This window comes from Cupriavidus sp., from assembly GCF_057315035.1.
The window spans coordinates 1-26,665 of sequence record NZ_DBHKYV010000011.1 but is presented as its reverse complement, the minus strand read 5'-3'; the positions used below and the strand labels follow the sequence as shown (position 1 = coordinate 26,665).

General features: G+C 62.0%; 25 protein-coding genes. 16 read left to right on the top strand and 9 right to left on the bottom strand.

Going from position 1 to position 26,665, the window contains the following annotated elements:
* Positions 1-42 precede the first annotated feature (42 nt).
* From ACO550_RS15765 to ACO550_RS15755, 3 genes are all read left to right on the top strand, one after another.
* Positions 43-1,623: an isocitrate lyase gene (locus ACO550_RS15765; protein ID WP_315592769.1), complete on the top strand. Its 1,581-nt coding sequence runs from the start codon at positions 43-45 to the stop codon at positions 1,621-1,623.
* Positions 1,624-1,889: 266 nt separating this feature from the next.
* Entirely contained in the window at positions 1,890-2,960 is a 1,071-nt protein-coding gene (locus tag ACO550_RS15760; protein ID WP_315592768.1) for an iron-containing alcohol dehydrogenase, read from the top strand.
* 42 nt (positions 2,961-3,002) lie between these two features.
* Complete coding sequence (locus ACO550_RS15755; protein ID WP_315592767.1) at positions 3,003-3,872, top strand: prephenate dehydrogenase/arogenate dehydrogenase family protein; 870 nt, start codon at positions 3,003-3,005, stop codon at positions 3,870-3,872.
* A 6-nt stretch (positions 3,873-3,878) separates the two neighbouring features.
* On the opposite strand, the gene ACO550_RS15750 is transcribed toward ACO550_RS15755, so the two are convergent.
* Positions 3,879-4,793, bottom strand: coding sequence for a LysR substrate-binding domain-containing protein (locus tag ACO550_RS15750; protein ID WP_315592766.1), 915 nt, complete (start codon positions 4,791-4,793; stop codon positions 3,879-3,881).
* A 166-nt stretch (positions 4,794-4,959) separates the two neighbouring features.
* Between ACO550_RS15750 and ACO550_RS15745 the strand changes: the two genes are divergently transcribed.
* From ACO550_RS15745 to ACO550_RS15705, 9 genes are read left to right on the top strand one after another with little or no spacing between them, the layout of a single operon-like run.
* Positions 4,960-6,300, top strand: coding sequence for an amidohydrolase family protein (locus tag ACO550_RS15745; protein WP_315592765.1), 1,341 nt, complete (start codon positions 4,960-4,962; stop codon positions 6,298-6,300).
* A 9-nt stretch (positions 6,301-6,309) separates the two neighbouring features.
* Positions 6,310-7,818: an ATP-binding cassette domain-containing protein gene (locus ACO550_RS15740; RefSeq protein WP_315592764.1), complete on the top strand. Its 1,509-nt coding sequence runs from the start codon at positions 6,310-6,312 to the stop codon at positions 7,816-7,818.
* Between the two features lies 1 nt (position 7,819).
* The gene (locus ACO550_RS15735) at positions 7,820-8,818 is read left to right on the top strand and encodes an ABC transporter permease subunit (protein WP_315592763.1); all 999 of its coding nucleotides are present in this window, start codon (positions 7,820-7,822) and stop codon (positions 8,816-8,818) included.
* Complete coding sequence (locus ACO550_RS15730) at positions 8,815-9,786, top strand: ABC transporter permease subunit (RefSeq protein WP_315592762.1); 972 nt, start codon at positions 8,815-8,817, stop codon at positions 9,784-9,786. The genes ACO550_RS15735 and ACO550_RS15730 overlap by 4 nt, the downstream gene beginning before the upstream one ends.
* Before the next feature lie 44 nt (positions 9,787-9,830).
* Positions 9,831-10,799, top strand: coding sequence for a sugar ABC transporter substrate-binding protein (locus tag ACO550_RS15725; RefSeq protein ID WP_315592761.1), 969 nt, complete (start codon positions 9,831-9,833; stop codon positions 10,797-10,799).
* Between the two features lie 30 nt (positions 10,800-10,829).
* Positions 10,830-11,696 carry a dioxygenase family protein gene (locus tag ACO550_RS15720; protein ID WP_315592760.1) on the top strand — a complete coding sequence of 289 codons (867 nt, stop codon included), beginning with the start codon at positions 10,830-10,832 and terminating at the stop codon, positions 11,694-11,696.
* Positions 11,697-11,733: 37 nt separating this feature from the next.
* Positions 11,734-12,042 carry a Dabb family protein gene (locus tag ACO550_RS15715; RefSeq protein ID WP_315592759.1) on the top strand — a complete coding sequence of 103 codons (309 nt, stop codon included), beginning with the start codon at positions 11,734-11,736 and terminating at the stop codon, positions 12,040-12,042.
* A 12-nt stretch (positions 12,043-12,054) separates the two neighbouring features.
* Positions 12,055-12,339: a YciI family protein gene (locus ACO550_RS15710; RefSeq protein ID WP_315592758.1), complete on the top strand. Its 285-nt coding sequence runs from the start codon at positions 12,055-12,057 to the stop codon at positions 12,337-12,339.
* Positions 12,340-12,361: 22 nt separating this feature from the next.
* Positions 12,362-14,029 (top strand): GMC family oxidoreductase, encoded by a 1,668-nt coding sequence (locus tag ACO550_RS15705; RefSeq protein WP_315592757.1) that lies wholly within the window; start codon positions 12,362-12,364, stop codon positions 14,027-14,029.
* 41 nt (positions 14,030-14,070) lie between these two features.
* Here ACO550_RS15705 and ACO550_RS15700 read toward each other — a convergent pair whose 3' ends face one another.
* From ACO550_RS15700 to ACO550_RS15665, 8 genes are all read right to left on the bottom strand, one after another.
* Positions 14,071-14,679: a PqiC family protein gene (locus tag ACO550_RS15700; protein ID WP_315592756.1), complete on the bottom strand. Its 609-nt coding sequence runs from the start codon at positions 14,677-14,679 to the stop codon at positions 14,071-14,073.
* Positions 14,676-16,292 carry a PqiB family protein gene (locus ACO550_RS15695; protein WP_315592755.1) on the bottom strand — a complete coding sequence of 539 codons (1,617 nt, stop codon included), beginning with the start codon at positions 16,290-16,292 and terminating at the stop codon, positions 14,676-14,678. Before ACO550_RS15695 ends, ACO550_RS15700 begins: the two co-directional genes overlap by 4 nt.
* Positions 16,293-16,431: 139 nt before the next feature.
* Entirely contained in the window at positions 16,432-17,091 is a 660-nt protein-coding gene (locus ACO550_RS15690) for a DUF3313 family protein (protein WP_315592754.1), read from the bottom strand.
* Between the two features lie 137 nt (positions 17,092-17,228).
* Positions 17,229-17,861, bottom strand: coding sequence for a TetR/AcrR family transcriptional regulator (locus tag ACO550_RS15685; protein WP_315592753.1), 633 nt, complete (start codon positions 17,859-17,861; stop codon positions 17,229-17,231).
* A gap of 262 nt (positions 17,862-18,123) precedes the next feature.
* The gene (locus ACO550_RS15680) at positions 18,124-18,309 is read right to left on the bottom strand and encodes a hypothetical protein (protein WP_315592752.1); all 186 of its coding nucleotides are present in this window, start codon (positions 18,307-18,309) and stop codon (positions 18,124-18,126) included.
* A 210-nt stretch (positions 18,310-18,519) separates the two neighbouring features.
* A complete protein-coding gene (locus ACO550_RS15675; protein WP_315592751.1) occupies positions 18,520-18,915 on the bottom strand; it encodes a hypothetical protein in 396 nt (131 codons plus the stop codon).
* A 116-nt stretch (positions 18,916-19,031) separates the two neighbouring features.
* On the bottom strand, positions 19,032-20,417 hold the full coding sequence (locus ACO550_RS15670; protein WP_315592750.1) for an FAD-binding protein: 1,386 nt from the start codon (positions 20,415-20,417) through the stop codon (positions 19,032-19,034).
* A 120-nt stretch (positions 20,418-20,537) separates the two neighbouring features.
* A complete protein-coding gene (locus ACO550_RS15665; RefSeq protein WP_315592749.1) occupies positions 20,538-23,798 on the bottom strand; it encodes an AfsR/SARP family transcriptional regulator in 3,261 nt (1,086 codons plus the stop codon).
* A 239-nt stretch (positions 23,799-24,037) separates the two neighbouring features.
* On the opposite strand from ACO550_RS15665, the gene ACO550_RS15660 reads away from it, so the two are divergent.
* The 4 genes from ACO550_RS15660 to ACO550_RS15645 all read left to right on the top strand — a co-directional run bounded on the left by ACO550_RS15660 (position 24,038) and on the right by ACO550_RS15645 (position 26,594).
* Positions 24,038-24,331, top strand: a complete 294-nt coding sequence (locus ACO550_RS15660; protein ID WP_315592748.1) for a helix-turn-helix domain-containing protein — start codon at positions 24,038-24,040, stop codon at positions 24,329-24,331.
* Positions 24,328-25,635, top strand: a complete 1,308-nt coding sequence (locus ACO550_RS15655) for a type II toxin-antitoxin system HipA family toxin (RefSeq protein ID WP_315592747.1) — start codon at positions 24,328-24,330, stop codon at positions 25,633-25,635. The genes ACO550_RS15660 and ACO550_RS15655 overlap by 4 nt, the downstream gene beginning before the upstream one ends.
* 171 nt (positions 25,636-25,806) lie before the next feature.
* Positions 25,807-26,187, top strand: coding sequence for a hypothetical protein (locus ACO550_RS15650; protein WP_315592746.1), 381 nt, complete (start codon positions 25,807-25,809; stop codon positions 26,185-26,187).
* A complete protein-coding gene (locus tag ACO550_RS15645; RefSeq protein WP_315592745.1) occupies positions 26,184-26,594 on the top strand; it encodes a PIN domain-containing protein in 411 nt (136 codons plus the stop codon). Before ACO550_RS15650 ends, ACO550_RS15645 begins: the two co-directional genes overlap by 4 nt.
* Positions 26,595-26,665 lie beyond the last annotated feature (71 nt).

Below are 26,665 nucleotides of genomic sequence, written 5' to 3'. Positions count from 1 at the left end.
CTCAGACATTTCTCAAACGCGCTTTGCTCTTAGGAGAGACACATGGCCCAGTATCAAGACGACATCAAGGCAGTTGCCGGTTTGAAAGAGAAACAAGGCAGCGCGTGGGATGCCATCAATCCCGAGTACGCCGCCCGCATGCGTGCCCAGAACAGGTTCAAGACGGGCCTGGACATCGCCAGGTACACGGCCAAGATCATGCGCGCCGACATGGCTGCCTACGATGCGGATCCGGCCAAGTACACCCAGTCGCTCGGTTGCTGGCACGGCTTTATCGGCCAGCAGAAGATGATCTCCATCAAGAAGCACTTCAACAGCACCGATCGCCGCTACCTGTACCTGTCGGGCTGGATGGTGGCCGCACTGCGCTCCGAGTTCGGCCCGCTGCCGGACCAGTCGATGCACGAGAAGACCTCGGTCACCGCGCTGATCCGCGAGCTGTACACGTTCCTGCGCCAGGCCGACGCCCGTGAACTGGGCGGCCTGTTCCGCCAACTGGACGCTGCGGAAGGCTCTGCCAAGGCCGCCATCCAGGAAAAGATCGACAACCACGTGACCCATGTGGTGCCCATCATCGCCGACATCGACGCGGGTTTCGGCAACGCCGAGGCAACCTACCTGCTGGCCAAGCAGTTCATCGAAGCGGGCGCCTGCTGCATCCAGATTGAAAACCAGGTGTCCGACGAGAAGCAGTGCGGCCACCAGGACGGCAAGGTCACCGTGCCGCACGAAGACTTCCTGGCCAAGGTCCGCGCCATCCGCTACGCCTTCCTGGAACTGGGCGTGGACGAAGGCGTCATTGTGACCCGTACCGACTCGCTGGGTGCAGGCCTGACCAAGCAGATCGCCGTGACCCACACGCCGGGCGACCTGGGCGACCAATACAACTCCTTCCTCGACTGCGAAGAAATCTCGGCCGACACGCTGGGCAACGGTGATGTTGTGATCAAGCAGAACGGCAAGCTGATGCGTCCGAAGCGCCTGCCCAGCAACCTGTTCCAGTTCCGCGCCGGCACGGGCGAAGCGCGCTGCGTGCTGGACAGCATCACGTCGCTGCAGAACGGCGCCGACCTGCTGTGGATCGAAACCGAAAAGCCGCATATCGAACAGATCGCCGGCATGGTCAACGAAATTCGCAAGGTCATCCCGAACGCCAAGCTGGTTTATAACAACAGCCCGTCGTTCAACTGGACGCTGAATTTCCGTCAGCAGGCCTATGACGCGATGAAGGAAGCGGGCAAGGATGTGTCGGCATACGAGCGTGGCCAGCTGATGAGCGTGGAGTACGACGAGACCGAACTGGCAAAGCTCGCCGACGAAAAGATCCGTACGTTCCAGGCCGATGCATCGCGCCAAGCCGGCATCTTCCACCACCTGATCACGCTGCCGACGTACCACACCGCCGCGCTGTCGACCGACAACCTCGCCAAGGAATACTTCGGCGACCAGGGCATGCTGGGCTACGTGGCTGGCGTGCAGCGCAAGGAAATCCGCCAGGGCATCGCCTGCGTCAAGCACCAGAACATGTCCGGTTCGGACATCGGTGACGACCACAAGGAGTACTTCAGCGGCGACGCAGCCCTGAAGGCGGCTGGTAAAGACAACACCATGAACCAGTTCTGATTACAGGGTTCTGATTGCAGTAACGCCCGGGCCCAGGCCCACGCAAAACGCCAACCTTCCGGTTGGCGTTTTTTTTATTGGTTTGCCATCTGGCCATCTGGTCATCGGGCGAATGGGCATTTCGCGCAACTTGGGTCGGCACCAACTCTCCGGATTTTTCCGGCTGGTACAAGACTGTTTTCCGCCCGCCCTGTTTCTTTGCACGCGCGGGAACTATAAGGTGCTGAGAATTCCTCGCATCGGGCAAACACAGACACCGACCAGCCATGCAAGCGTTCCAACCCTTCGTTTACCAATCCCACGCGGCTCGGATCATTTTTGGTGCCGGCACGCTGGCCCGTGTCGCTCAGGAAGTCAATCAGATCGGCAAGACTCGGGCCCTGGTACTGAGTACCCCCAATCAAGCGTCTGAGGCGCAACGGGTCGCCGATTTACTTGGCAGCCTCAGCGCGGGCGTCCATGCCGGTGCGGTCATGCACGTGCCGGTATCCGTTGTCGAAGAAGCGCTTGAACGAGTGCGCACGACAAACGCGGATTGCATCGTCGCCATCGGGGGTGGCTCGACCACCGGGCTGGCCAAGGCGATTGCCTTGCAGACCGACCTACCCTACATCGCCATACCAACCAGCTACGCGGGTTCGGAAATGACACCCATCTACGGCCTGACCGACGCTGGGCAGAAACGAACTGGCCGCGACCTGAAAGTCCTGCCTCGGGCTGTCATCTATGACCCTGAGTTGACCGTCGGGCTGCCGGCGCAACTGTCAGTCACAAGCGGCCTGAATGCAATCGCCCATGCAGCCGAAGGGCTCTACGCGGCCGACGCCAATCCGGTGATGTCGCTCATGGCAGAGGAAGGCATCCGCTCGCTGGCCAGTGGGATTCCCAAAGTGGTGGCGAACCCGGCCGACCTGGATGCCCGCTCTCAGTGCCTGCAAGGCGCGTGGTTGTGCGGGACGGTCCTGGGCAGCGTCGGCATGGCGCTGCATCACAAGCTCTGCCATACGCTCGGCGGAAGCTTCAATCTGCCCCACGCGGAAACGCATACCGTGGTGCTGCCTCACGCCCTCGCCTACAACGCGGCCGCGGCCCCGCAAGCCATGGTTCGCATCCGCCGCGCACTTGAGTCCGAGCATTCCGCGGCCGCAGCGGTCTACGACCTCGCCGCCAGTAACGGCGCACCGGTTTCACTGCGCGACATCGGGATGCGGGAGAGCGACCTGGACAAAGCGGCGGATCTCGCCGTCGCCAATCCGTACCCGAATCCACGCCCGCTCGAGCGGGCACCGATTCGCGCATTGCTGCAAGCCGCGTTTGAAGGCACGCGTCCGGCCTGAGCCAAACACTCAAAACAACTATTCAACTATTGGAGCGAGACAATGAAGATTGCCTTTATTGGTACCGGCAAGATGGGCCTGCCGATGGCCCGGCACCTGACGGCCGCGGAACATCAGGTCGTAGGCTTTGACATTTCCTCCACCCAGGCCGAGCAGGCCCGCCGGGCCGGAATCCCGGTGGCGACCTCGCTGCCTGAAGCCGTGCAAGGCGCAAAGGTGGTGTTCAGTTCGATGCCGACGGATGCCGCCTTCCTGTCAGTGGCCGGCCAGATCGCCGAGCATGCGGAATCCGGCACCATCTATGTCGACACCAGCACGGTCTCCCCTGCAGCTTCGGCGCAAGCGGCACGCCAGCTTGAGGAGCGGGTCACCTACATGCGCGTGACCGTGTCCGGCAACAACCATATGGCAGAGGCGGCGAAGCTCACCTCGATGGTTTCCGGCCCTGCTCATGCATACGAGCAGATCAAGCCGCTGCTCGCATTGCTAGGGCCGAAGCAGTTTTATCTGGGTGAAGCCGAGCAAGCCCGGCTTATGAAGCTGGTTATCAACCTGCTGATTGCCCAGACCTCCGGCATGCTCGCGGAAGCCCTGACCCTGGGAAAGAAAGGCGGGCTGGACTGGAAGGCGATGTGGGAGGTCATTACCGCCAGCGCGGTCGCGTCTCCCATTGTCACTGCGAAGTCGGCGCAACTGTCCGTCCACGACTACACGCCGACATTTACGGTGGACCAGATGCTCAAGGACGTGGGCCTGATTCTGGACGCTGGTGCCGAGCTACGCGTCCCGCTGGGGCTCACGGCCATGCTGGGCCAGATGCTGCAAGGTGCGGCAGCGCAGGGTTTCGCCGGTGAAGACTATGCGGCGGTCATCAAGTACGCGGCCACGAATGCCGGCCTGACACCCGACTAGGTTCGCTCAGCTGGTCCATTTCCGCTCGTAATCCATGCGGGTGAAATGGTCGACCAGAAACTCGATGAACAGGCGCACGCGGGCAGGCAGGTGCGCCCGGTTCTGGAACGCGATATTGACGGTGAGCCGCGGCAAGTCCCAGTCGTCCAGTACGGGCACCAGCCTGCCCGCAACAATGTCGTCGTAGATGATGTACTTGGGCTGCACCAGGATTCCCATCCCCTTGAGTGCCGCTGCGCGTAGCACTTGCCCGTCGTTCGATTCAAACGTGCTGCGCACGTTGATTTCCCGCTTCTCGTCTCCACGAGCAAACACCAACTCATTCGGGCGATTCGCGTACGAGTAAATCAGCATGGCATGGGCTGCCAGGTCTTCGACCGTCTTGGGAATCCCGCGCCGATCCAGATAGCGTGGCGCCGCCGCCAGGATACGGCGCGTCTGAGCCAGGCGCCTGACCGTCAGATTCGAGTCGGGCTCGAACTCCCGCGTGCGGATGGCCAGGTCGATATTGGTATCCATGATGTCGTAATACCGGTTTGCGGCCACGACATTGACGCTGACCTTGGGATAGAGCGCCGTGAAGTCCGGTATCAAGGGCGCAAGGTGGATCATCGAGAACGACAGCGAAGCGGTGATGGTCAGCGTCCCACTCGCTTCGAGGACGTTCGCGCTGACATCGGCCTCCGCCTCTTTCATTTCCGAAAGCACTTCCTTGCAACGCCGGAAGAACTGCTCACCGACCTGCGTCAGGTATAGCCGACGCGTACTTCTCTCGATAAGCCTCGCACCGAGTCGCCGCTCCAACGAAGTGAGATGCCGGCTCGCCGCGGCGTTGGAGATTTCCAAGGTTTCGGCGGCTCGCGTCAGACTTCCGAGCTCGGCGGTCTGCACAAAGAGTTCGATCTCTGCCCAGCGGTCCATGCAGCGTCTCCAACACTTTCAGCCCCATATTTTCTCGCTACGCGGAAGAAAGATTTCCGACATGGGGCATTTTCTTTCGATTCGCGAAGTATAGACTTGTTTGCAACCGGCCAGTTACCGACCCGCAGTGACATAGGAACTGATGCTGGAATGAGGAGACAACTTCATGCAGCGAACCCTGATTCGCGGGGCGACGCTCGTCACCATGGACGACGCGTACGGAGAATTTGTCGGCGATCTGCTGGTCGACGGCGAGAGGATTGCCGAAATTGCCCCCCGCATTGACGCCCCCGACGCAGACGTCATCGATGCACAAGGCTTCATCGTTGCGCCCGGTTTCGTCAACGCGCACATGCATACCTGGCAGACCGCCCTGCGCGGCATCGCTTCAGGCTGGACCCTGCCGCAGTACTTCCACCATATGCACGCCGGTCTGGCCACGCGTTTCACACCGGACGACATCCACATCGCCACGCTGGTCGGTGCCTGGAACCAACTGGATTGCGGAACCACGACGCTGGTCGACTGGTGCCACAACAACCCTACGCCTGCACACAGCGATGCTGCGATCGAGGCGTTGGCGCAGTCGGGCATCCGCGCCTGGTTCTTTCATGGCTCACCAAAGCCTGACCCGGTTCCGGGTGCCACACCCTTCTGGGAAAAGCCCCACCCGCGCGCCGAAGTGGAACGCCTCAGCCGCCAATTGCAGGGAAACGGGCTGGTCGGTCTCGGGCTGGCCATTCTTGGCCCGCACTATTCGACGCTCGATGTCGCGCTCCATGACTTTGCCCTTGCAAAGGAATTCGGGCTGATTGCCAGCATGCACCAGGGCGGCGGAGAAGCGCGATCGGCGGATGGATGGGAGCGGCTCGAGGCTGCGGGCCTGCTTGGTGGCCACATCAACATCGTGCACGGCAACAACCTGAGCGATGCGCAACTGGCCCGATTCGTAGACGCAGGCATGAGCTTCTCTGTCACACCAGAAAACGAACTGATCCAGGGCCACGGCTTTCCCATCACCGGCAGGCTACGGCGCCTGAATGCTGCGCCCTCGCTTGGCGTAGATCTCGAATCGGGGCTGTCAGGCGAAATGTTCCTGGCCGCCCGTATCGCACTGGGCGTGGAGCGCGCCCTGAACCACCACGCATACCGCAGTGCCCACGGCGGCATTGCTGACAGTCATGAGGTGAGCTGTCGCGATGCGCTGGCGTGGGTAACGGTGGAAGGCGCACGCATGCTCGGCACGTCCGACCGCATTGGCAGCCTCACGCCAGGCAAACAGGCGGACCTGGTCATGTTCGATGCTCGCCGGCTCAACATGGCCCCGCTCCACGACCCAGTCAACGCCATCGTCATGCAGGCCAGCCTGGCCAATGTCGACAGTGTTTTCGTCGCCGGCAAGGCAAGGAAGCGCCATGGCCGCCTGCTGGTGGACGGCCTGCCCGAAGCGCTTGGCACGCTGCGCGCCTCCGGCGAACGTCTGCTTCACAGACATACATACGCATAAGAGGAGACCATGAACGCAATCACGGAAGTGCCGCCGTTGCTGGAAATGCGCGGCATCTCGAAGGTATTCCCTGGCGTAAAGGCGCTGGACGACGTCTCGTTCTCGATCTATCCAGGTGAGGTCCATATGCTTCTGGGCGAGAACGGCGCCGGGAAGTCCTCCTTGATGAAGGTCCTGTGCGGCGTCTATGTCGCGGACGAAGGCGAATTTCACTACAAGGGGCAACCCGTCAAGGTGAAGAGTCCTGTAGACACGATGCAGCTTGGCATCGCAGTCATCTTCCAGGAGTTCTCGCTGGTCCCTTATCTCGATATCGCCCAGAACATTTTTCTTGGACGCGAGCCTCGTGGCCGGATCCCCGGTTCGATTGACCTGAAAGCCATGCATGCCGAGGCACGCAGGCTGCTCGACGTGCTTGGCATGGACATCAGTACGCGCACGCCAGTGCATCGGCTCGGTGTCGCGCAACAGCAGATGATCGAGATTGCCAAGGCGCTTTCCCAAAGCGCACGGATCCTGGTGCTTGATGAGCCAACGGCGGCGCTTTCCGACCGTGAAACCGAGCGCCTCTTCGAAGTCATCGCAAAACTGAAAGCCGACGGCGTATCTCTTATCTACATTTCTCACCGCATGGCAGAAGTGTTCGCACTTGGCGACCGCATTACGGTCATGCGCGATGGCCGGAAAGTCGGCAGCTATCTGCCGGGCGACGCCACGCCAGATGAACTCGTGGCCCGCATGGTCGGCCGTAAAGTCGACATGAGTTACAGCCGTGAACGCGGCGGTGCACCGGGAGAACTGGCGCTGGAAGTACGTGGTGTTTGCGCCGACACCGGCATCGAGGATATCGATCTGGAAGTGCGCGCCGGTGAGATTGTCGGTCTGGCAGGTCTGGTCGGCTCTGGCCGCAGTGAGGTAGCACGTGCGATTTTCGGCGTGGATGCGATTCGCAAGGGTGAAGTCCGGATCTTCGGCAAGCCCATGAAGGGCGGCCCGGACAAGGCCCGCTCGCTAGGCGCGGCGCTCATTCCTGAAAGCCGGAAGACCGAGGGGCTCGCGCTCATTCGTACCGTTCGCGACAACCTCCTTCTCGCCGGCCTCGGTAAAGCCTTCCCCAGGCATTGGTATAGCCGCAGCAAGGCCGACGTGATGTCCACGCGAGAGATCCAGCGCCTCCGGATTGCAACGCCAAGTGGCGACCAGATTGTCAAGAACCTTTCAGGCGGAAACCAGCAGAAGATCGTCATTGGCAAATGGTTATTGGCCCAATCACGACTCTTCATTTTTGACGAGCCCACTCGGGGAATCGATGTAGGCGCCAAGGCGGAGATCTTCGCGCTCATCGACGGCCTCGTGAAGGAAGGTGCTGCCGTGCTGCTTATCAGTTCCGAGTTGCCCGAAATCATCAACGTTTGTGACCGTACGTACGTGATGCGAGAAGGCCGGATCGCCGGCCAACTCAAGCATGGCGAAATGACCGAGGAAAGCATTCTGCAACTGGGGATGAATGATGCCTGACATGCCTGAGATCCGACCACTGACACCAACGATGACGCCTCAGCCAGCCGCTTCGTCCCATCGCGCCGTCTTCACGACACTTGCCCACCTGCCTGGTTCCGCATGGGTCGTACTGCTGCTCATGCTTGCATTCGGCTTGTCCAGCGACAGCTTCCTGAGCATCGCGAACCTGCTCAACGTTGGCACGCAATCAACCATCCTGCTGCTGATCGCCTTGCCAATGACGCTGATCATCATGACGGAGGGCCTTGACCTCTCGATCGGTGCCGTACTGACACTTTGCGGCGTCGTGCTGGCCACGGTCGTGGCGTCAACGGGTTCGGTTTCCCTCGCCCTGCTTGCCGCGCTGGCAGTTGGCATCGCCTTTGGCGTGGTCAACGGCGGCCTGGTCGCATGGCTCAGGATTCCACCGTTCGTGGCAACGTTGGGAACCCTCGGCGCTGCCCAGGGGCTCGCACTCGTCCTCACCGATGGCCAGAGCGTTACGGATATCGGGGATGCGATTCCCCTGGTCTATGCCAGCACCTTCCTCGGCATGCCAATCCCGCTGTGGATCGCGGCGGTCTGCTACGGGCTGTTCCATTGGTTGCTGTATCACACCCGCTTCGGCGCCTATGTGTTTGCGCTTGGCGGCAATCGCGAGGCACTGAAGTTTGCCGGCGTACGAATCAACCGCTACCTGATTGCCGTGTATGTACTCGGCGGCGTCATGGCAGGCATTGCCGCCCTGCTCCTGACCGCCCGCATGAATGCAGGGCACCCAACCGCCGCAATCGGGTTGGAGTTCGATGCCATCGCGGCTGTGGCAGTTGGCGGTACGACGTTCGATCGCGGCAACGGCTGGCTGCCAGGGACCGTACTCGGCGTACTCGCTGTCGGCATTCTGCGCAATGGACTGAATCTTCTGGGCGTTCCTTCCGCCGTGCAAGTCGCCGCGATTGGCTTGCTCGTCCTGCTCGTCCTGCTGATCGAGTCGTTCAAATCCAAGGAGAAGGCATGAACACGGCTACCATGACCCGCCCGTTCCAGCTCTCCAGCGAGGGCAAATCGTTTGCCTACCGCCTGGCCGCGCTGGGCATCCTGTGCGCCGTCCTGGCGGTCGCATCCGAGGCATTCCTTACCACTGGCAACCTGCTCAACGTCATGCGGCAGGCCAGCCTGCTGTTCCTGCTGGCGTCGGGACTGACCCTGGTGATCCTTACCGGTGGGCTCGACCTGTCTGTCGGTGCCAACGTCGCGATGTCCGCTTGCCTCGCGGCAAGCGTCATCAAGGCTACCGGCTCTCCGCTACTTGGCGTTGCCACAGGCCTGGGTAGCGGCATGCTGATCGGATTGGCCAATGGCCTGCTGGTTGCGGCACTGCGCATTCCCCCATTCATTGCAACCTACGGCATGCTGTGGGTCTTGCACGGCCTGACCTACTGGTTCATGGCCGGCGAGACGATCCACGGGTTTCCTCCGGAATTCCGCGCAATCGGCAGCGGCTACCTGTGGGGTATCCCCATACCCGTGTTCCTGATGCTCGGCTTCCTCTTCGCCGGCACCGCCATCACCCAGAAGACAACTTTCGGACAAGAGATCTACGCCACCGGAGCCAACCCGCTGGCTGCCCGCCTCTCTGGTGTTCCGGTCGGCCGTCGCCTGGTCATGGTCTACATGATCAGCGGTGCGATGGCTGGCCTTGCAAGCCTGGTCTACCTGGCGCGGCTGAATTCGGCAGAGGGTGATATTGGCGAAGCACTGACGCTGCCGGCCATCGCAGCAGTACTTATCGGCGGGACGTCCCTGTTCGGAGGCGTCGGCAGGGTGTCTGGAACGCTGGTCGGCGCCATCATCCTGACACTCGTCCTGAATGGCATGAACCTGCTCACCATCAGCGCGAACTGGCAACCGTTGGTCACCGGCGTCATCGTTGTACTGGCCGTATTCCTCGACTCCGTCACCCGTGGCAAGACGGACAACCGTTGAACGACATCACTGAATCAATCGAAAAACATAACAGGAGACCTGCAATGAACGCCTTTACTTTCCCGAAGCTCGGCATGGCCATCACGCTCGGCCTGTTCCTGATGCCCGCAGCCCACGCCGATGGCGAACGGATCGCCGTCTTCACAAAAAACCAGACCAATCCGTACTTCCAGGCGTTGCGCCAAGGTGCTGATGCGGCGGCAAAGAGCATGAATGCCACGGTCACGCATTACATCCCGACCAAGCCGGACAGCATTCCGGAGCAAATGAGCCAGATCGAGGACGTCATCATCAAGAAGGCCAATGCTGTCGTCTTCGTCCCGGTGGACTACAAGGCGATGGGCCCCGGCGTAAAGAAGATCAATGCCGCCAACATTCCGGTCGTCAATGTAACGGACCGCAGCGAGGTTGGAACCTTTGTCGCCTTTGTCGGCGCCAGCGACTACGAGCTCGGACTGCAAACGGCCAGCCACCTCTTCAAGACCATGAACGGCAAAGGCAACGTGGTGCTGCTTGAAGGCGTGAAGGGTTCCGCGACCAGCATCGACCGGACGCGCGGCGTGCGCGATGCGCTCAAGTCCTACCCGGGCATCAAGGTCCTGGCTTCGCAGCCGGCCAACTACCAGCGACTCCAGGCGCTCCAGGTGATGGAGAACCTCATGCAGTCGTATCCGCAGATTGACGGTGTGTTTGCCGCCAACGACGCCATGGCCGTTGGCGCAATTGAAGCGCTGCAAGGCGCAAACCGGAAAGCGCTGGTTTCCGGCATCAACGGTACCAAGGAGGCTATCGATGCCATCAAGGCCGGAACGATGCTGGCCACGGGAGACTACAACGGCTTCGTACAGGGGTGCCTCGGCACCATGACCGCGATCCGCAAGCTGCGCGGGCAGCCAGTGAAGGCGGAAATCGTGCTGCCGGCCACTGTCATCGACAAAACGAACTACCAGTCCCACGACGTTCCTGCGGACAAGCGTGTATGCCCGCGCTGGGACGACGCGGTGAAATCCTGAACAACGATCTGCACACGAGGAGTCACCAACATGCGCAATCTCAATGAAGAGACCATTACCCAGGCGGTACTGGCGCGCAATATCGACATGAAGGATGCACGGTTCAAGGAGATCATGACGAACCTTATCCAGCATCTTCATGCGTTCGCTCGCGAGACCAGGCTCACCGAGGAGGAATGGGCTGCAGGCATCCAGTTCCTGACAGATGTGGGCCACACTTGCTCGGGAACACGGCAAGAGTTCATCCTGCTCTCGGACACCCTGGGCCTGTCCACGCTCGTAACGGCACAGAATCATCGGAAGCCGGAAGGTTGCACCGAAGCGACGGTGTTCGGCCCCTTCTACGTGGACGATGCGCCGGACTACGAGCTTGGTGGGGATGTGGGCAACGGCATGGCCGGCCAACCGTGCTATGTGAGTGGCCAGGTCAGGAGCATCACCGGTGCCGCGATTCCGGATGCGAAGCTCGAGGTCTGGCAGGCAGACTCGGAAGGCTTCTACGATGTGCAACGACCCGAGCAACACGCCCAGGGCCGTGGCACGTTGCGGGCTGACGCATCCGGACACTTTCACTTCAAGTCCATCGTGGCGGAAAGCTACCCGATTCCGCACGATGGACCCGTGGGCCGCATGCTTGACGCCATGGGACGTCACCCTTGGCGACCGGCACACCTGCACTTCATGGTGTCCGCGCCGGGTTTCGAGACACTTGTCACACACGTGTTTCGCGAGGGCTGCCAATACCTGGATTCGGATGCGGTCTTCGGCGTGCGGTCGTCGCTGATTGCTGACTGGGTCGAGCACCCGTCGGGCACTACGCCGGACGGGCAGCATTCCTCTACCCCGTTCTTTACGCTCAACTTCGACTTCATTCTGAATCCGGACTCGCCAGCCTGAGTTTCGGAGCTGCAAGGCCTATCGATACGGAGGACCCGTGACCGTAATAAAACATATTGTGATGTGGAATCTGCGCGGGGACAGCGACGGCGAAAAAGGCTCGGCGGTACGGCAACTCAAGGCCGCCTTTGAGAGCCTGCGCGGAAGAATTCCTGGCCTGCTCCACCTGGAGGTTGGCGTGGATTCCAGCCGCGTCGACTACGCATGTGACGTCGTGCTCTACACCGAGTTTGCCTCCAGAAGCGCGCTGGACGAGTACGCGAGCCACCCGGAGCATCTCCGTGTCAAGCGCGAACTAGGCGATCTCCGCATTGCCCGATATCAGGTCGACTACGACCCCACCTGAAAGGAATTCGAAATGTTCTATGTGATCCACGCGCTCGACAAACCCAATGCAGTTCAAGTTCGGCTTGCCCACTACGACGCTCACAAGGCGTATCTCTCGGCGGCAAAGATCCGCACCCTCGTTTCCGGGCCGCTCCTTGCCGATGACGGCGAGACCATGATCGGCTCATTCTTCCTTGTGGAAGCCGAAAAGAAGGATGAAGTGGTGGCCTTCAACGCCAACGACCCGTTTGCGCACGCCGGTCTCTGGCAACGCGTGGAGATCCACCCGTTCAACAAGCGCGTCGACAACCGTTAGCCCCTAGCCCCGACCATCGCGCATGACAGCTGACTTTCTCATCATCGGGGGTGGCACTGCAGGAGCGGTTCTGGCGGCCCGGCTGTCGGAAGACCCCGCTACCACCGTGGTCCTGCTCGAGGCTGGCAAGGACGTCCGGCAGGATGCAATGCCAGCGGATATTGACGATGCTTTTCCAAGTGCGTCACTGAATCAGGGCTATTTCTGGACCGGCCTGCAAGCGCGCAGGCGCGCTGACGGCCCCGTATATCCGTACCCCCAGGCCAGGGTGCTGGGCGGTGGCTCATGCATCAACGGCATGTGGACGCTCAGGGGCATGCCTTCCGACTTCGAGCGGTGGTCGCAGGCCGGCGCGCAAGGGTGGGATTGGGAATCCGTACTGCCGTACTTCAGAAAGGCCGAGGGCGATGCAAGTCGCGGCACCGGTCCCGGTGCGGCAGGCCCCTTCCGGATCAGCAGGTTGTCACGTTCAGAATTGCCACGGTTCGCGCATGCGATCGAACGGGTAGTGAATAGTCGCGGACTTCCCTCGATCGATGACATCAATGAGCAGCCAGGCTGTGGGTTCTTTGCAATGCCCTACGCCGCATCCAACGGCAAGCGCTCGTCCGGGGTCTCGTGCTACCTGACGTCCACGGTCCGCTCACGGCAAAACCTGACCATCATCACCGAGGCTACGGTACAGCAAGTCGAACTGGAAGGAAGGCGCGCCATCGGTGCTGTGTACATCAAGAATGGCCAGCTCCAGCGGGTTGCGGCAAATGAAGTCATCGTGTCCGCCGGCGGCATCCATTCGCCCGCCATCCTGCTAAGGTCGGGCATCGGCGATGGCAGTTCCCTGCGCGACGTCGGCATAGAGAGCAGGCATCACTTGCCGGGTGTGGGGCGCAACCTGCAGAACCACCCGTATCTTCAGTTTGCCGTTACGCTGCCGCGCCAGGCGCGGCAAGCGCCATCTGTACGCAATTTCGCCTGTGCCGGGGTACGCCATTCCTCGTCTCACGAAGGATGTCCTCCGGCCGATCTGATGTTCTCGATGCTCGGCCGGGTTGCGGCCCGAGACTACGGCACCGGCATGGCAATGCTGAGTGCCGCGCTGTATGCGCCGTACTCGCGCGGCACAGTCACTGTCAGTTCGCCGAATCCCAACCATGCACCGGTCATCGATTTCCGGCTGCTCGACGACCCACGCGACGCGCCCCGGATGGTCCTGGCTGCCCGATTGATCGAAGCGGTGCTGGCGGATCCTGCTTTTGCTGACAGCTACTGCGATGCGTTCATCCTGCCTCCCGTGATGGCCGCTAACCAGTTCAACAAGAGCGGCGCCGCGGGCCAGTTCTTTGCGCTGGGAGCCCAGGCAGTGCTGAACGCCCCATCCGTTGTCTCCCGCTACGCCATCGGCCGCGCACTGCGGCCAGGTAAATGGGTCGCGAACCGAAGCCGGCAGGAACGCTTGTCAGACGAAGACATCGCTGGCGCGGTTGCGCCGATGGGCCATCCTACGTCGACTTGCAGGATGGGAGACGTTGCAGATCCGACCGCTGTCGTCGATTCCGAATGTCGGGTGATTGGCATCGAGGGACTTCGCGTGGTGGACGCCTCGGTCATGCCGTGCGTGCCGAGTGCCAATACAAACCTGCCAACGATCATGATCGCCGAGAAGGCCGCGGACCTGATCAGGGCGACATGACTGCGGACATGACAGGGAACGTGAGGGGGCGTAACGCACGACTATTGCATCCTGGATACGGCAGTACAAAGATCGCCGGCCACGGCTGCCACGACCCGTTGATATGCCCGAACCAAGCCACGAACGCTGCCGGAGGCGGGCAAGACAACGCGCGACTGTCCCGACTGGAGCCTGCCGTCCGGAACCCTCCTGATGCGCCAGTTCACCACGGCACCCATCGGCATGTCGGGATCGGCGTCTACCTGGACGATGTCGACGCTGATTCGGTAATGTTCCTGCGAGTTGGCAGGCCCGCTCCCTTGACGCTCGCATGCACCGAGGCTGTCCTGCAATCGCTCGGACAGTGCGTCGCGAAACTCGTCAGGAAACGGCGCGGACCAGCGATCGTTTTCGAGAATATGGACCGCATCGCCAGTACGCACCAGCACGTTTGTCCGGTTCAGTCTCTCCGGCACACGGATGGGTTGCACCTCGATCCGGAGCGGCGGCATGCTGCTGTCGCGACGACACTCGCCTACCGCGTCGCTCTCCACGGGGCCCGCGAGGGTGAAGTAGCGCGGTTCGGGGGATGCGCATCCGGTCGTGCCCAGCACGGCCGCCATCAGGACGATCAGCCATAGCGCCCGTTGGAAATGCCAGGGTATCGTCATCGCCCTTCCCCCTCTGGCTTGCCACGTATCACCGATTCCGGATGGTTCTTCAGTGAGTCAGCCAGCTCGCGCATCGACCTCGCCGCCCCTGTGAGCTCCTGCATCATGCGTCGCGCATCAGCCTGCACGCCATCCTCCGGGTCCAGTGTGCTATTGACCGATTGCAGGGCACTGCGAGCTTCAGTCATGGTTTGCGTCGCCTGGGGGAGGATGTCGCGGTCAAGCTGCGACGCCACGCTTCCCGCCGTATTCATCACGCGATCCGCCGAGCGCAGGGCACGACCAAGATCGTTGCCGATCTGATCAAACGGCACTCGATCCAGCTTCGTGACGATGCTCCCGATTTTCGACTGCAATTCGTCCAGTGAACCGGGCACCGTTGGCAGTTCTGGCAGCGCACCGCCCAGATGCAGTGGAGCGGGTGGTGCATTGGGAAAAAATTCGAACGATACAAACAACTGGCCCGTCAGCAGGTTGCCGGTCCGCAACTGGGCACGCAGGCCTTGCTTGTTCAGCACCTCGGCCATCGCATGGCCGTACGCCTTGTCGGTCAGGTCGCGGCGCCCGATACCGATGCGCGACGGATACAGCTCCACGACCACCGGCATCCGAAAGCTCTTCTCCTCACGGCGGAACTCGATACCAATGGATCGCACCTTGCCCACCGGAATCCCCCGGAACTCCACCGGTGCGCCCGGCGAAAGCCCGCGTACCGATTGATCAAAGTTCAGGACCGCCAAGAGCGGCGCGCCATCGTCACTTGCCTTCAGGGCGCTGCTTTCGTCGCTGGCCAACGCGAACTCCGCGTTCTCCGCTGCCTGCGGAGCGGGGCTGCCATCACCCGGCGAGCGGAACGCGACGCCGCCCAGCAAGATCGTGGCAAGTGATTGCACATTGAGTTGCAGCCCCTTGGCATCCAGTTGCAGATCGACGCCGCTGGCATGCCAGAATCGGGTATCCACCGTCACGAACCGGCTATATGGGTCGCGAACGAAGACCCGTACGAGGACGTCGCGTCCGTCCGAGCCCAACTGATAGCCCAGGACCTGTCCCACCGGGATCCGGCGAAAGTACACCGGCGACCCTACGTCAAGCGATCCCAGGTCGGTCGCCCGCAAGACAAACTGCTTGCCTGCCGCATCGCTCGTGAGAATCGGCGGCGCATCGAGCCCTTCGAACACCGCCTCGCGCGCGCCTTGTTTCGCGGGATCCACGCCCACATAGGCGCCGGAGAGCAACGTCTCCAGCCCACTGACCCCGGTCGTGGCGATCCTTGGCCGAACCACCCAGAATGTCGAGCCTTGCCTGGCGAAGGCTTCGGCATCATGTGTCAGGGCCACGGTCGCGATGACTTTCGTGTGGTCGGGCGCAAGCCGCACCGCCGATACAACACCCACGTCGACCGACTTGTATCGCACCGCGGTCTTGCCGGGGACCAGGCCCTCGGCAGTACGAAATGCCACGGAGATCGTGGGCCCGCGTGACGACAGCGTCTGGATCAGCAACGTGATACTGATGGCGGCAGCAATTGCTGGTAGTGCCCATACGAGGGACAGCGTCCAGCGTTTGCCGCCACGCCCCTTTCCGCCGCGGTGCCCTGGATGGTGCGGCATCTCAGGACACGGCGAGCCAGCGAGCACAGGCACCGACCAAGCCACCCGCACAAAGACAGAGCGCCAGCCACGCCGCCACGATCGCCACACAGTCCTTCAGTTTCATGGCGCGTCCCCGCGTGGTGACCGTTGGCATGGATCAACGCAATTCGGCCACCAGCGCGTCAGCGCCCTTGTCGATGCCGGTCTTCGCGGCCGACAGCGAGCCGAATGCCGCGGCAATGTTCATGGCGTTGGGATATTGCTTGCTGACGTAGGACTTGAGCAGCCGGTTGCTCTGCGCGTCGAAGATCTCGACGCCGAACATCACATAGCCCGTCATCGCCCCTTCCCGCCCGCGGATGGCCTGGACACCGTTGTAGAGGTTGCCTGCAATATCAAAATGCAGGAACGGGCCGAGCAAGGTTGCCGTGGGTTCCGCTCCCGTCAGCGTGAGCTTGACGCGTAGCGCATGGGCGCCTGCGCTGCCAACGTTGAACCGGGTCTTGAGCCTCTGCGCAAACTCGGACTGCATGTAGCCCGCCAGTTCTGCCTTGTCCTGCTCGGACATGTCGCCAAACTGGTGGTCGCCGCCACGGTAGATCACCACAGGCTCAACGAGCGCCGACGTGTACTGGTTCCACTCCACTGGCGCCGTATAGCGGTAAGGCATCCGATCCGCGCCGGACTGGGTATTGGCCGTCATCGACGAGGATGAGGCGAGCCCCGAATAAGCAACCGGTTGCGGGCTGGCACAGCCCCCCATGATGAGCACAATCGGTGCAGCAAACAGACTGACCACGCCACGCGACATACGCATTTTTCTTCCCCCTGGTTGGTGACAACGAGGCGGACTATAGCAGTTTGCAACTTATTTGCAAACCAAACGTTCTGTTTTTATTTGAGGCGAATGAGGACGGATCAGGCGCCGGACTGCGCGCCTCTTTCCCTTCGGACTCAGCGAATAGCTACTTTCTTTCGCGGCGCGGAGGTCTTTTTTGCGGGAGTCTTTGTAGCAGTGGTAGGCGTCGCACTACTCGACCAGGCTGCGGGGTCGAGCAGGCGTTCAAACAACCGATCCTGGTCGGCCTGCGTGAGCGGACACATGCCTAGCGTCCTGCCAAGGACCATGCCGCGTGCCGCCAGCCAGCGCAGCACGGCCAGATCACCGTCGTCGGCATCTTCGCGGATTCGCTCGATCTTTTCGGCGGCGTCCTTGCGCACACCCGCCAGCAGCTCTGGATTTTCGGAAACTGCGCCCAACACCGCTAGCGCAAAAGACTGGGAATGCCGGGTCGACTCCTGGAGCGCAAGGATCTGCTCGGACAAGTTTGGCTCAAGGCTGTACGTCCCTGGTCCTGCGTGATAGCGCGCCTCGAACTCGCGCCCGCGTTGGATTTGCTGTTCCAGCAGCGCTTCGATGACAGCAGCCTTGGTGCGGAATTGATGCATTACCCGCCCTTTGCTGATGCCGCCCTCCTGCGCAATCGCCTCGATCGTCAGCTTTCCCGGGCCCTCGCGCGCCAGTACGGCAAAGGCCGCGTCGAGGATGAGCGCGCGCGACCGCTCCGACCGTACTGCGTTCTCCATGAATCGTTTCTCCGAACTGGTTGCGTTGCAAGCGTTGCAACATACCCCCATTTGTCGGCAAAAACAATCCAATTGGTCTGTTTTCAGCGTAGTGCTGACGCGAGGCTTTTTGCTGCGAGACATGATTGATCAAGTTCTCGCGCATTCCCAATGCGCAAATGAATACCGGCCCTACGCACACCGAATCAAGTGTGCGTAGGGCCGGTATTCATTTGCATGCGGCGCCCGATGCGCCGCCCTTCAATTGCTCAGCTTGTGCCGATCAGCCGTTCGCGTAGACCACCTTGGCCTTGCGCGCTTCCGCCTGCAGGCGGGTGAAAATGTTCTGGACGGCGGCGATCACACGCTTCACGTCGTTGGCAAAGCCCAGGCTTTGCGTACCGAGCTCACGCTCGATGAGGTCACGTTCCAGTTGATCGGTCAGCTTGATGTCGGATTGGGTGTTCATGGCGTCCTTCCTTGAGGGATTACCCTTATGGGGTTTTCCCGAATTGTAGCAGACGCTTTGTCGCATTGCAGCATTAGGTAATAGTGCGTATGCGGAATGGCAACAGCGAATTTGGGAGATTAGCCAATTCGCGCACCATGACGCACATTTCCGTACGACTGGACAACGAAGCGGCCCCGATAAGCCGCCCCGTCGCCCTACCCGACCTGCTCAGGACAGGCACTCCCCGCTGTCGCGCGCTCCGCTGCGGGCGCCATCGGTGAAGCCATCGCGCGAGCTGATGCGCGCGCCATCGGTAAAGCCATCGCGCGGACCGATGCGGGCACCATCGGTGTAAGGGTCAGGCTTGCGCATGCCGTCCGAGTACGGGTCGAAGCCACGGATCGCGCACACGGAGATGGACCTGCCCTGATTCGCGGCCACGGGCAGCATGGCACCCTCGGCGGCCGGACTGCGCGCGCCATCGGTAAAAGGGTCTCGCGGACCGTTGTGTCCCGGCGCGGCAACGATCAGCGCGTCGGAATATGCGCCGGCGTGAGCGTTCAGGCTGAGACTGGCGGCCAGTGCGGCAGCGGCGAGCAGGGTCTTGGCAAGAGTGTTGTGCATTGCTATCTCCAACAGCAGTGTCGGCGGCGTTGCCGCGGCGGCACTCCTCATACAGGCGATCAGTTTCGGAACGCTACGGCCCGCACGGGATCGCCTCTGCCGTGCAAGCCGTTGCGTCATGCAGGCCTGATGTTCTGATTCACGCGGAACAGGTTGGCCGGGTCGTACTTACGCTTGATCTGCGCCAGTCGTGCATAGTTGTCGCGATAGGACGCCTTCACGTTGTCGTTGCCCTCGTCCATCATCATGTTGATGTAGCCGCCACCAGCCGAGTGCGGATGCAGGGCCAGCCAATAGTCCTTCGCCCACTGCACGATGCGGTCGTTGTTGGCTGGGTCGGGATCGACGCCGACAATCACGCTGGCAAAGCTGGCATCGCGGTAGCTGAAGGCCGTTTCGTCGCATCCAACGCGATGCGCGGCACCATTGATCGGATACAGGTGCATGGTTGAGTGCATCGACGGCAACTGCTGCCCGTACTTGATGTGCAGATCGATGGCCTTGTCGCTCAGGTCGCTAACGAAGTCGGCTTTCCAGTACCACTGCAAGCCCGCCGGATACAGCCCGTCGAACAGGCTCTGCAGGACAGGCCATGGGATTGGCCCGGCAAAGTCCACCGCTGGCGGCATGGCCTCACGTATCGGACGGAAATGCGCGTCGGCCTGATCGAGCGGACCGGTATAGCACCACACCACGGCGCACATCTTCTGCAGGTGAACTTCCTCTGGGAACGGCGCGGCGGGCGGCACCGTGACGAAGCCAAACCAGCCGTTGATTTCCTGCGGCGCGCTCAGGATGAAGTCGCGCCACCATTTCATCAGCTCGCGTGCCTGTTCCATCGGCCACAGCATCGGGCCGCCATAGACCGTGGCAACGGAATGAGCCTTGAACTCGAACGACGTCACCACGCCGAAGTTGCCACCGCCGCCGCGCAACGCCCAGAACAGGTCCGAGTTTTCGTCGGCGCTTGCGGTGACGATACGGCCGTCGGCCAGCACGACCTCGGCGCTGAGCAGATTGTCGATCGTCAGGCCGTAGGCGCGGCTAAGGTAGCCGATACCGCCGCCGAGCGTCAGTCCGCCCACGCCAGTGGTCGAGATGAAGCCACTCGGCGTTGCCATCCCGTAGGCACTGGCGGCGTGATCCACATCGCCCCAGGTGCAGCCACCGCCAACCCGCAGCGTCTTGCGTCCGGCGTCGACAAACACGCCCTTCATTGGCGACAGGTCGATCACCAGTCCACCATCGCATGTACCGAGCCCGGCGCCATTGTGTGCACCGCCACGCACGGCCAGCAGCATCCCGGCGTCTCGTGCGGCGTTCACCGCGGCGACGACGTCCGCAACATCGACGCAGCACGCGATGATCGCAGGGCGCTTGTCGATCATTCCGTTGTACACGGCACGCGCCTGGTCGTAAGCCACATCGCCCGGCTGAATCAGTTGTCCCCGAAAATGCGCCTTGAGTGCGGTTGCGACGGGTTCGCTCGATGAAGATTCCATGGCTGCCTCCTGTCCGGTTGGTATGCAGGAGTTTTAGCAACCTCGGCGTTTCCGGAGCGTTAGGTGAGCCGTTATATGGGGGATTTCATCTCCCGACCGCGCGCGGTGGTCGAGCCGGAACTAACGCGCGAGTAACGCTCGCGCCTTGATGATGTCGGGCTGATCGAAGCCCTCGGTGAACCGCGCAAGCGTCTCCTCGACCAACTTGTGTGGATTGGCACGCCCCTGCGAAGTTTGCAGCGCGGTCCATGACAGGATGGCGCGCAACTCGAGCGGCAGCGCCCGTTGGGCTGTGGCGATCTCGATCGCCTTGACTAACGATGACTCGGCTTCGCCACGGTTGTCGCTGCTGCGCAGCAGCAATTCACCGCGCAGACGGTACAGTTCGGCGTCTACCCAGTGCTCGCCCGTGCGCCCGGCGCATTCGAACGCCTGGTCGACAGCCGCCAATGCGGCCTCGGTCTTCCCCACATCGCCCAAACATTCAGCCTGCATGGCCAGGTAGAGCGGCAGCCGCAGGCGTGCGCCCGTAGCGTTAAAGCCCTCGATCGCCACCTGCATCGCCACCACGGCCTCGGTGCTGGGGGACTGTTTTGCGTTCGCCCAGGCGAGCAGCACGCCTGCCCAGGCGAGGTAGTAGCCTACGTGATACCGTTCGGCGATCTCGTGTGTCTGGCGGGCATAGTGCAGTGTGAGACCGTGCTCATGTCGCAGCGCATGCTGGGTTGCGATATATGACAGCGCGAGCGCCTGGGAGAACGGGTGCGCTACCCGGTTCGCCACCTCCAAAGCCTCGTGTCCACGCTGAAGGGCCTGATCGGCAAGCCCCCTGAACCACAATGCGTGCGCTGACCAGGCGGTGGCCAGCACACCGAAGTTGCCGCCCATCAGGGACGCATGCTCGGCGTGCTGGGCTTCGTCATAAGCGTGGTGCGCGCGTTGATACGCAGGCTCGGCAGCCATCCAGTCGCCTTGCTGAACCAGGCTGCCCATGACGCTGGTCCATGCCATCACCGAGTAAGTATCGGCGCCCACCGCCCCCAATCCCGCAATCAGTTCCTCGCTCAGGCTACGCGCCTGTGCAAGTTCCGCCCTCACTGCCAGGAAAAACGAAAGGCTGACCTGGGCGCGTGCCTGCTGGCTGCTGTCACCTGCCAGCCGGCTCAGTTCCACCGCTTGGCGCAGCGGCGCCTCCAGTTCGGGGGCCGCCCAGCCCCGGGCGATGCGAATCGGCGGCGCAAGGTCCAGTTGCAGGGCCAGCGATTGGGCGGCGCGCTCCTGCGGATCTGCAATCCGGTCGGCCTGCGCCAGCCCACGCGTCAGCAATGCAATGGCATCGTCATAGGCATACACACTCTGCGCCACGCCGGCCGCGCGCCGATAGAATGCCGCCGCCTGGGCGGGCAGACCCGCGTGCTCATAGTGCGAGGCGATCTGCGCGCTAGCCGCGTCGAGCGCATCGCCCGACGCCTGCTCGAACGCTCGCGCCACGCGCAAATGCAGGCGGCGACGCTGCAGTGGACTCACTTCGGCGTATGCCACGTCGCGGATCTTGTCATGGCTGAAGTCAAACGCCAGGCCGCCACCGTCGGTCTGGCGCACGATGCGCCGCTGCCACAGCTCGTCCAGCGCACCTGCGAGCGCATCCTCGCCGAGGTCGCTTGCCTGGGCGAGGATGTCGGTCGTGAACGCGCGACCAATGATTGCAGCAACCCCGACGATATCGCGTGCGCCCGGAGGCAGCTGTGCCAACCGGTTCGAGATGACGGCGTAAACCTTGGGCGGCAACTTCGACGCCATGCTGCCCTGTGCATCCCCGACCGGCATGGTGTCGGAGTGAGACCGCATCATTTCGACCGCAAACAGCGGGTTACCCTCGCTCTCTTCGAACAGCCGGGTTGCCTCGGTGTCAGCCAGCGGTCGGTCCAGGATCTGGGCCGCTATCTTTGCCGTTTCTGCGGCATCGAGTGTCCCCAATGGGATCTCGATGAACTGGTCGTCGCGGCGTAGTGCGTCCAGCAGCCGGTTCGCCGCGTGTAGCGGCATGATTTCCTCGGGGCGCGCCGTTGCGACCACCATGAGCCCTGCCGCCATGTCGAAACGCATCAGGAAGCGCAGCCATTCGAGCGTCTCGCCGTCGCACCATTGCAGGTCGTCGAGCAGCAACAGCAGCGGGCCGCCTTGTGCCAGCACCGCGCGCGCAAGCGCCTCGAAGAACCGTTGGCGTTGCCAGTATTCGGTCAGAGGCGACGGCGGCGACAGTCCCGATTGCTGCGTAAGGAGTTCGGGCAACAGGCGCGTGACCTCGGTCAGCCACAGTCTGTCGAGCTTGCCGATCGCACCGCTCAAGGCAGGGCTGCGCAGCCAGCCGGTCACCGGCCCAAACGCGAGCTGTCCCTCGGCCGCATAGGCGCGCGAATGCGCCACTGTGATGCCTTGCTCGGCCAGGTTGACGAGCAGTTCCTCCGCCAGGCGCGATTTACCGATGCCGGCTTCGCCCAGGATCAAAACAAACTGCTTGTCGCCCAACTGGGCGCGCTGCCAGACTTCAAGAAGCCGGCGCCATTCGCCATGCCGGCCAATCATTGGCAGCATCGCATCCCGCGGGCGCTGGCGCTGCATCGACGCAGCCTGCGCAGCCAGCCGCGCGTAGGCCTCGCGCATGGGTTCGCCGGGCAGGACACCCAATTCTCGAGCGAGCGTTTCCACGCAGCTGCGATACGCGCGCATGGCCGATGCGTGATCGTGGTTCAGCGCATGCAGTCGCATCAGCGTCAGGCAGGTGGGTTCGCGGCACGGATCGAGACGCTGCAACTGCTGTGTGTACTTCAATGCCTTTGCATAGTCTCGCCGGTCCTCACTCAGTTGACCAAGGCGCGCGAGCGCCGCGATGCACTGTTCACGTAACCTTTCGCGCTCGGGGTGGATCCACTCGTCATAGCAGTTGGCCAGCAGGTCACCGCGATAGAGATCTGCGGCATGTGTCAGCAGCTCTTCTTCAGCGACTGCGTCGCCGTGCCTCGAGGCCTTGCCCGCAGCCGCAACCGCGGACTGGAACTGCGCGACGTCGAGGTCCAGCGCCGCATCGGCCAGCCATCGCACCGTTTGCGCATCGGCCTGGACAAACTGATCAACTTCCGGCCAGGTCTTGCGCAGTTGAAACAGCAGTTGGCGCAGGGCGTTACGCGCCTGCGCCTGCGAGGCATCGGGCCAGAACAGTACGGCGAGCTGCTGCCGCGTCTGCGGTGCATCGCGATGCAGGACAAGGCAGGCGAGCAGCGCCTGCAAGCGGGGGGAGTTTGCGTTGAACCAGGTCGCGTCTGCGCCGTCGAGCTGGAACTCGCCAAACAAACGCACAGAGAAGCGGGCTTGGGACGTCATGCTGGAGGGCAATGCGACACAAAGCGATGGAGACTCCTGCAGGCAGCATGCGGTGCGCACTGCGGCAGCGCGCTGGATCTAACCAATATCCAGTGTGCGCGAGCACTATTCGTGACTATAGTCGGGTTGGGCTTCCACCAACAATATGATTTAGCATAAATATTCCTTAAAAATTATTTATCTACATAATTTTTTGAGGAATGCTATGCTATTTCATATCCCGACTACATGACGTTCTCGTGGCTGCCTTCGACACCCAGCTTCGCTCCCTTCGCAAACTTCGGGGCCTTTCCCTAGCGGATATTGGCCGGGTAATCGGCATGGCGGCCTCCAACCTGTCGGTCGCCTTGAGTGGCAAGCAAGATGTGCGCGCCTCGACGCTTTCAGCGATTGCCACCGCACTGGATGCCGAGTGGGTGCTAGTACCCAAGGAGCAAGTGGACGAGGTGCGGCAAGTACTGAGCGGCAAGTCGGCCGGTCCTGACCGCGCCGCGCCGACCTCGGTCGACCTGTTGCTGGGGGATGGAGCGTGACTGACGATCTTCGCCCCCGGTATCTGGCGGTGCAGTTGCATGGAGAACTGTGCGGCTACCTGTGCGAAGCCGGGCGGACCACGCGCTTTGTCCCGGGCGAACAGTTTCGCGGCGATCCCGGTCGGCCCACCTTGAGTCTTTCGCTGACCATCCCCGGCAACGAAGCGTTGACCGCCACCATTCTGTCAAACCCGTTCCACCCGGCGCTCTACAACACCAACGGCGAACTGCCGCCCTACTTCGCCGGTCTGCTGCCTGAAGGTGAACTGCGCAAGCGACTTGAAGCCACCCGCCATCATCCCGATGACCGCGACGACTTTGGTGTGCTTGCCGCGGCCGGGGAGGATCTGCCCGGCGCCCTGATCGTCCAGCCGGCCGACATCGACGCACTGCCGGGGCATGTCCGCGCAGTTGGCGTCACGGGTGGCGCGGACAATCTCGAGATTGCCGTGGTCGAAGGCGCGACCGAAGGCGCGGCGTCGGTATCCGGTGTGCAGAACAAGCTGGCCCTGTCGACTGCGCATGCGGGCAGGCGCTATACCATGCCAACGCACGGGCGTTTGTCGGACCTGATCGCCAAGCTGCCGGCACGCAACGACGACAGCCAGATCTTCAACGAATACGTGGCGATGCAGTTGGCTCAGGCGGCGGGCGTGGCCGTGGCCGTGTGCAAGCCGCAGCCGCTGACCGCCATCGACGTGCCGGGGCTTGCCGATGCGCTTGGGGCCGACCAGCATTTCCTGGCCGTGGACCGTTTCGACCGCGAGCCCGGCGGCCGCGTGCATGCCGAGGACGGTTGCCAGATCCTGACCCGCATGCCGGCACGCAAATACGCCGGCAACGACGCCTACGTGGCAATCGTGCGCCTGCTGGATCGGCTTAGTGTGCGCGGCATCGAGGATGTCAGGCAATTCTTCATGCGCCAGGCCGTCAATACGCTGCTGGGCAACAGCGATGCGCATCTCAAGAATTTTTCGTTCCTGTATCGCAACGGCACCATGCCCGAACTTTCGCCGGCATACGATATCGTCAGCGTGGCATCCCTGCCAGGCTTTGCAGCGTTTGGACAAAACGTGGCCATCGATGCGTTGCAGCGCAAGCAGACGCTGGCAACCTACCGCGACTTTGCACGCGAGGCACGTATCGCGGAACGCATTGCACTGGCTGCCGTGAAGGATGCCGTGGCAATGGCCCAAGCGCGCTGGCCAGCATTGCTCGATGCACTACCGACGCCTCCGGCAATGAAAGCCGTTGTGCTTGAACGCCTGCAGACGCTGCCACTTGCACGGCTGGCAAGGCACTGAACGCGCATCTGCAAGAAGGGGCGCATTTTGAGACACGTCCCATATTTTTCTGCTACGTGAGGGCCAAGAATGGTTGCGTCAGGTGCGGTGGTCGCGCCTGTGCAATGCGGACTCGCCGGATTGGCGTTCCGAGTTGCTTTACGACGTTAACACATACCGTTGGGGTCAATCATGTTGATGCACTACGCGGAAGAATGCGTTGCAATTGCCGGACTCGTACAAGACAAGGCGTACGACGCGAACCTGCCATCGCCAGAACCAGTTAGAACCCGCTCTATCAAGGACCTGAAAGGCTGCCTCGCGGGACGGAGACCGCCGCCAACTGCAGAGGAAATCCGGCAAGCCGTTGCGCAAGCAGAGGAAGAGGACGTTGAAGTCGACCCGACGATCAGTCTCGGCCTGCCGCCGCTTGAGCCCGGCCAGACGTGCTCCGTCAAGGCCCTCGCGGGCTGCCTTGCCGGCCGTAGAAAGGGGCCTGCGCCAACGCAGGAGGAACTCGATGAAGCCATTGCCGACGCGGTCTGGTCTCGCTACTTGCGGAGCTTCGCGTGATCGGCCTCGATACAAACATACTCGTTCGCTATTTTGCCCGGGACGATCCTTATCTGACGCCAAAGGCCGATGCTCTGCTCGATTCCCTGACCAGCGATCGGCGTGATTATATCCCGACCGCAGTGCTCGTGGAACTGACCTGGACAATGGACCGAAGCTACCGCGCGACTCGGCACGAAATCATCCGGATTGTGGGATTCCTGATTGAGAGCAATGACCTTGTCCTGGAATCGCAATCGCTTGTGAAGTCGGCATTGCGGCTTTTTAGCACGACGGTAAGCGATTTCGCCGATTGCCCGATCCTGCGGGCCTGTCAGCATGCCGGCTGCGAGTACACCGAGACCTTTGACCGTAAAGCATCTCGCGCAATCGGCATGCGCCTCGTTACGTCAACTACCCCGGCCTAAAGGCCGGAGCTTTAACGGCAACTGAAAAGCTCGGGTTGACCAGGCAAAGCGGTAGCCAACCCGCTACGTTG

Coding starts and splice junctions, on each gene's coding strand:
- ACO550_RS15730 (WP_315592762.1), top strand. CDS start 8,815: ATGAACACGGCTACCATGACCCGCCCGTTCCAGCTCTCCAGCGAGGGC.
- ACO550_RS15760 (WP_315592768.1), top strand. CDS start 1,890: ATGCAAGCGTTCCAACCCTTCGTTTACCAATCCCACGCGGCTCGGATC.
- ACO550_RS15745 (WP_315592765.1), top strand. CDS start 4,960: ATGCAGCGAACCCTGATTCGCGGGGCGACGCTCGTCACCATGGACGAC.
- ACO550_RS15740 (WP_315592764.1), top strand. CDS start 6,310: ATGAACGCAATCACGGAAGTGCCGCCGTTGCTGGAAATGCGCGGCATC.
- ACO550_RS15670 (WP_315592750.1), bottom strand. CDS start 20,417: ATGGAATCTTCATCGAGCGAACCCGTCGCAACCGCACTCAAGGCGCAT.
- ACO550_RS15765 (WP_315592769.1), top strand. CDS start 43: ATGGCCCAGTATCAAGACGACATCAAGGCAGTTGCCGGTTTGAAAGAG.
- ACO550_RS15755 (WP_315592767.1), top strand. CDS start 3,003: ATGAAGATTGCCTTTATTGGTACCGGCAAGATGGGCCTGCCGATGGCC.
- ACO550_RS15700 (WP_315592756.1), bottom strand. CDS start 14,679: ATGACGATACCCTGGCATTTCCAACGGGCGCTATGGCTGATCGTCCTG.
- ACO550_RS15725 (WP_315592761.1), top strand. CDS start 9,831: ATGAACGCCTTTACTTTCCCGAAGCTCGGCATGGCCATCACGCTCGGC.
- ACO550_RS15705 (WP_315592757.1), top strand. CDS start 12,362: ATGACAGCTGACTTTCTCATCATCGGGGGTGGCACTGCAGGAGCGGTT.
- ACO550_RS15690 (WP_315592754.1), bottom strand. CDS start 17,091: ATGCGTATGTCGCGTGGCGTGGTCAGTCTGTTTGCTGCACCGATTGTG.
- ACO550_RS15680 (WP_315592752.1), bottom strand. CDS start 18,309: ATGAACACCCAATCCGACATCAAGCTGACCGATCAACTGGAACGTGAC.
- ACO550_RS15750 (WP_315592766.1), bottom strand. CDS start 4,793: ATGGACCGCTGGGCAGAGATCGAACTCTTTGTGCAGACCGCCGAGCTC.
- ACO550_RS15675 (WP_315592751.1), bottom strand. CDS start 18,915: ATGCACAACACTCTTGCCAAGACCCTGCTCGCCGCTGCCGCACTGGCC.
- ACO550_RS15650 (WP_315592746.1), top strand. CDS start 25,807: ATGTTGATGCACTACGCGGAAGAATGCGTTGCAATTGCCGGACTCGTA.
- ACO550_RS15720 (WP_315592760.1), top strand. CDS start 10,830: ATGCGCAATCTCAATGAAGAGACCATTACCCAGGCGGTACTGGCGCGC.
- ACO550_RS15695 (WP_315592755.1), bottom strand. CDS start 16,292: ATGCCGCACCATCCAGGGCACCGCGGCGGAAAGGGGCGTGGCGGCAAA.
- ACO550_RS15665 (WP_315592749.1), bottom strand. CDS start 23,798: ATGACGTCCCAAGCCCGCTTCTCTGTGCGTTTGTTTGGCGAGTTCCAG.
- ACO550_RS15685 (WP_315592753.1), bottom strand. CDS start 17,861: ATGGAGAACGCAGTACGGTCGGAGCGGTCGCGCGCGCTCATCCTCGAC.
- ACO550_RS15735 (WP_315592763.1), top strand. CDS start 7,820: ATGCCTGAGATCCGACCACTGACACCAACGATGACGCCTCAGCCAGCC.
- ACO550_RS15710 (WP_315592758.1), top strand. CDS start 12,055: ATGTTCTATGTGATCCACGCGCTCGACAAACCCAATGCAGTTCAAGTT.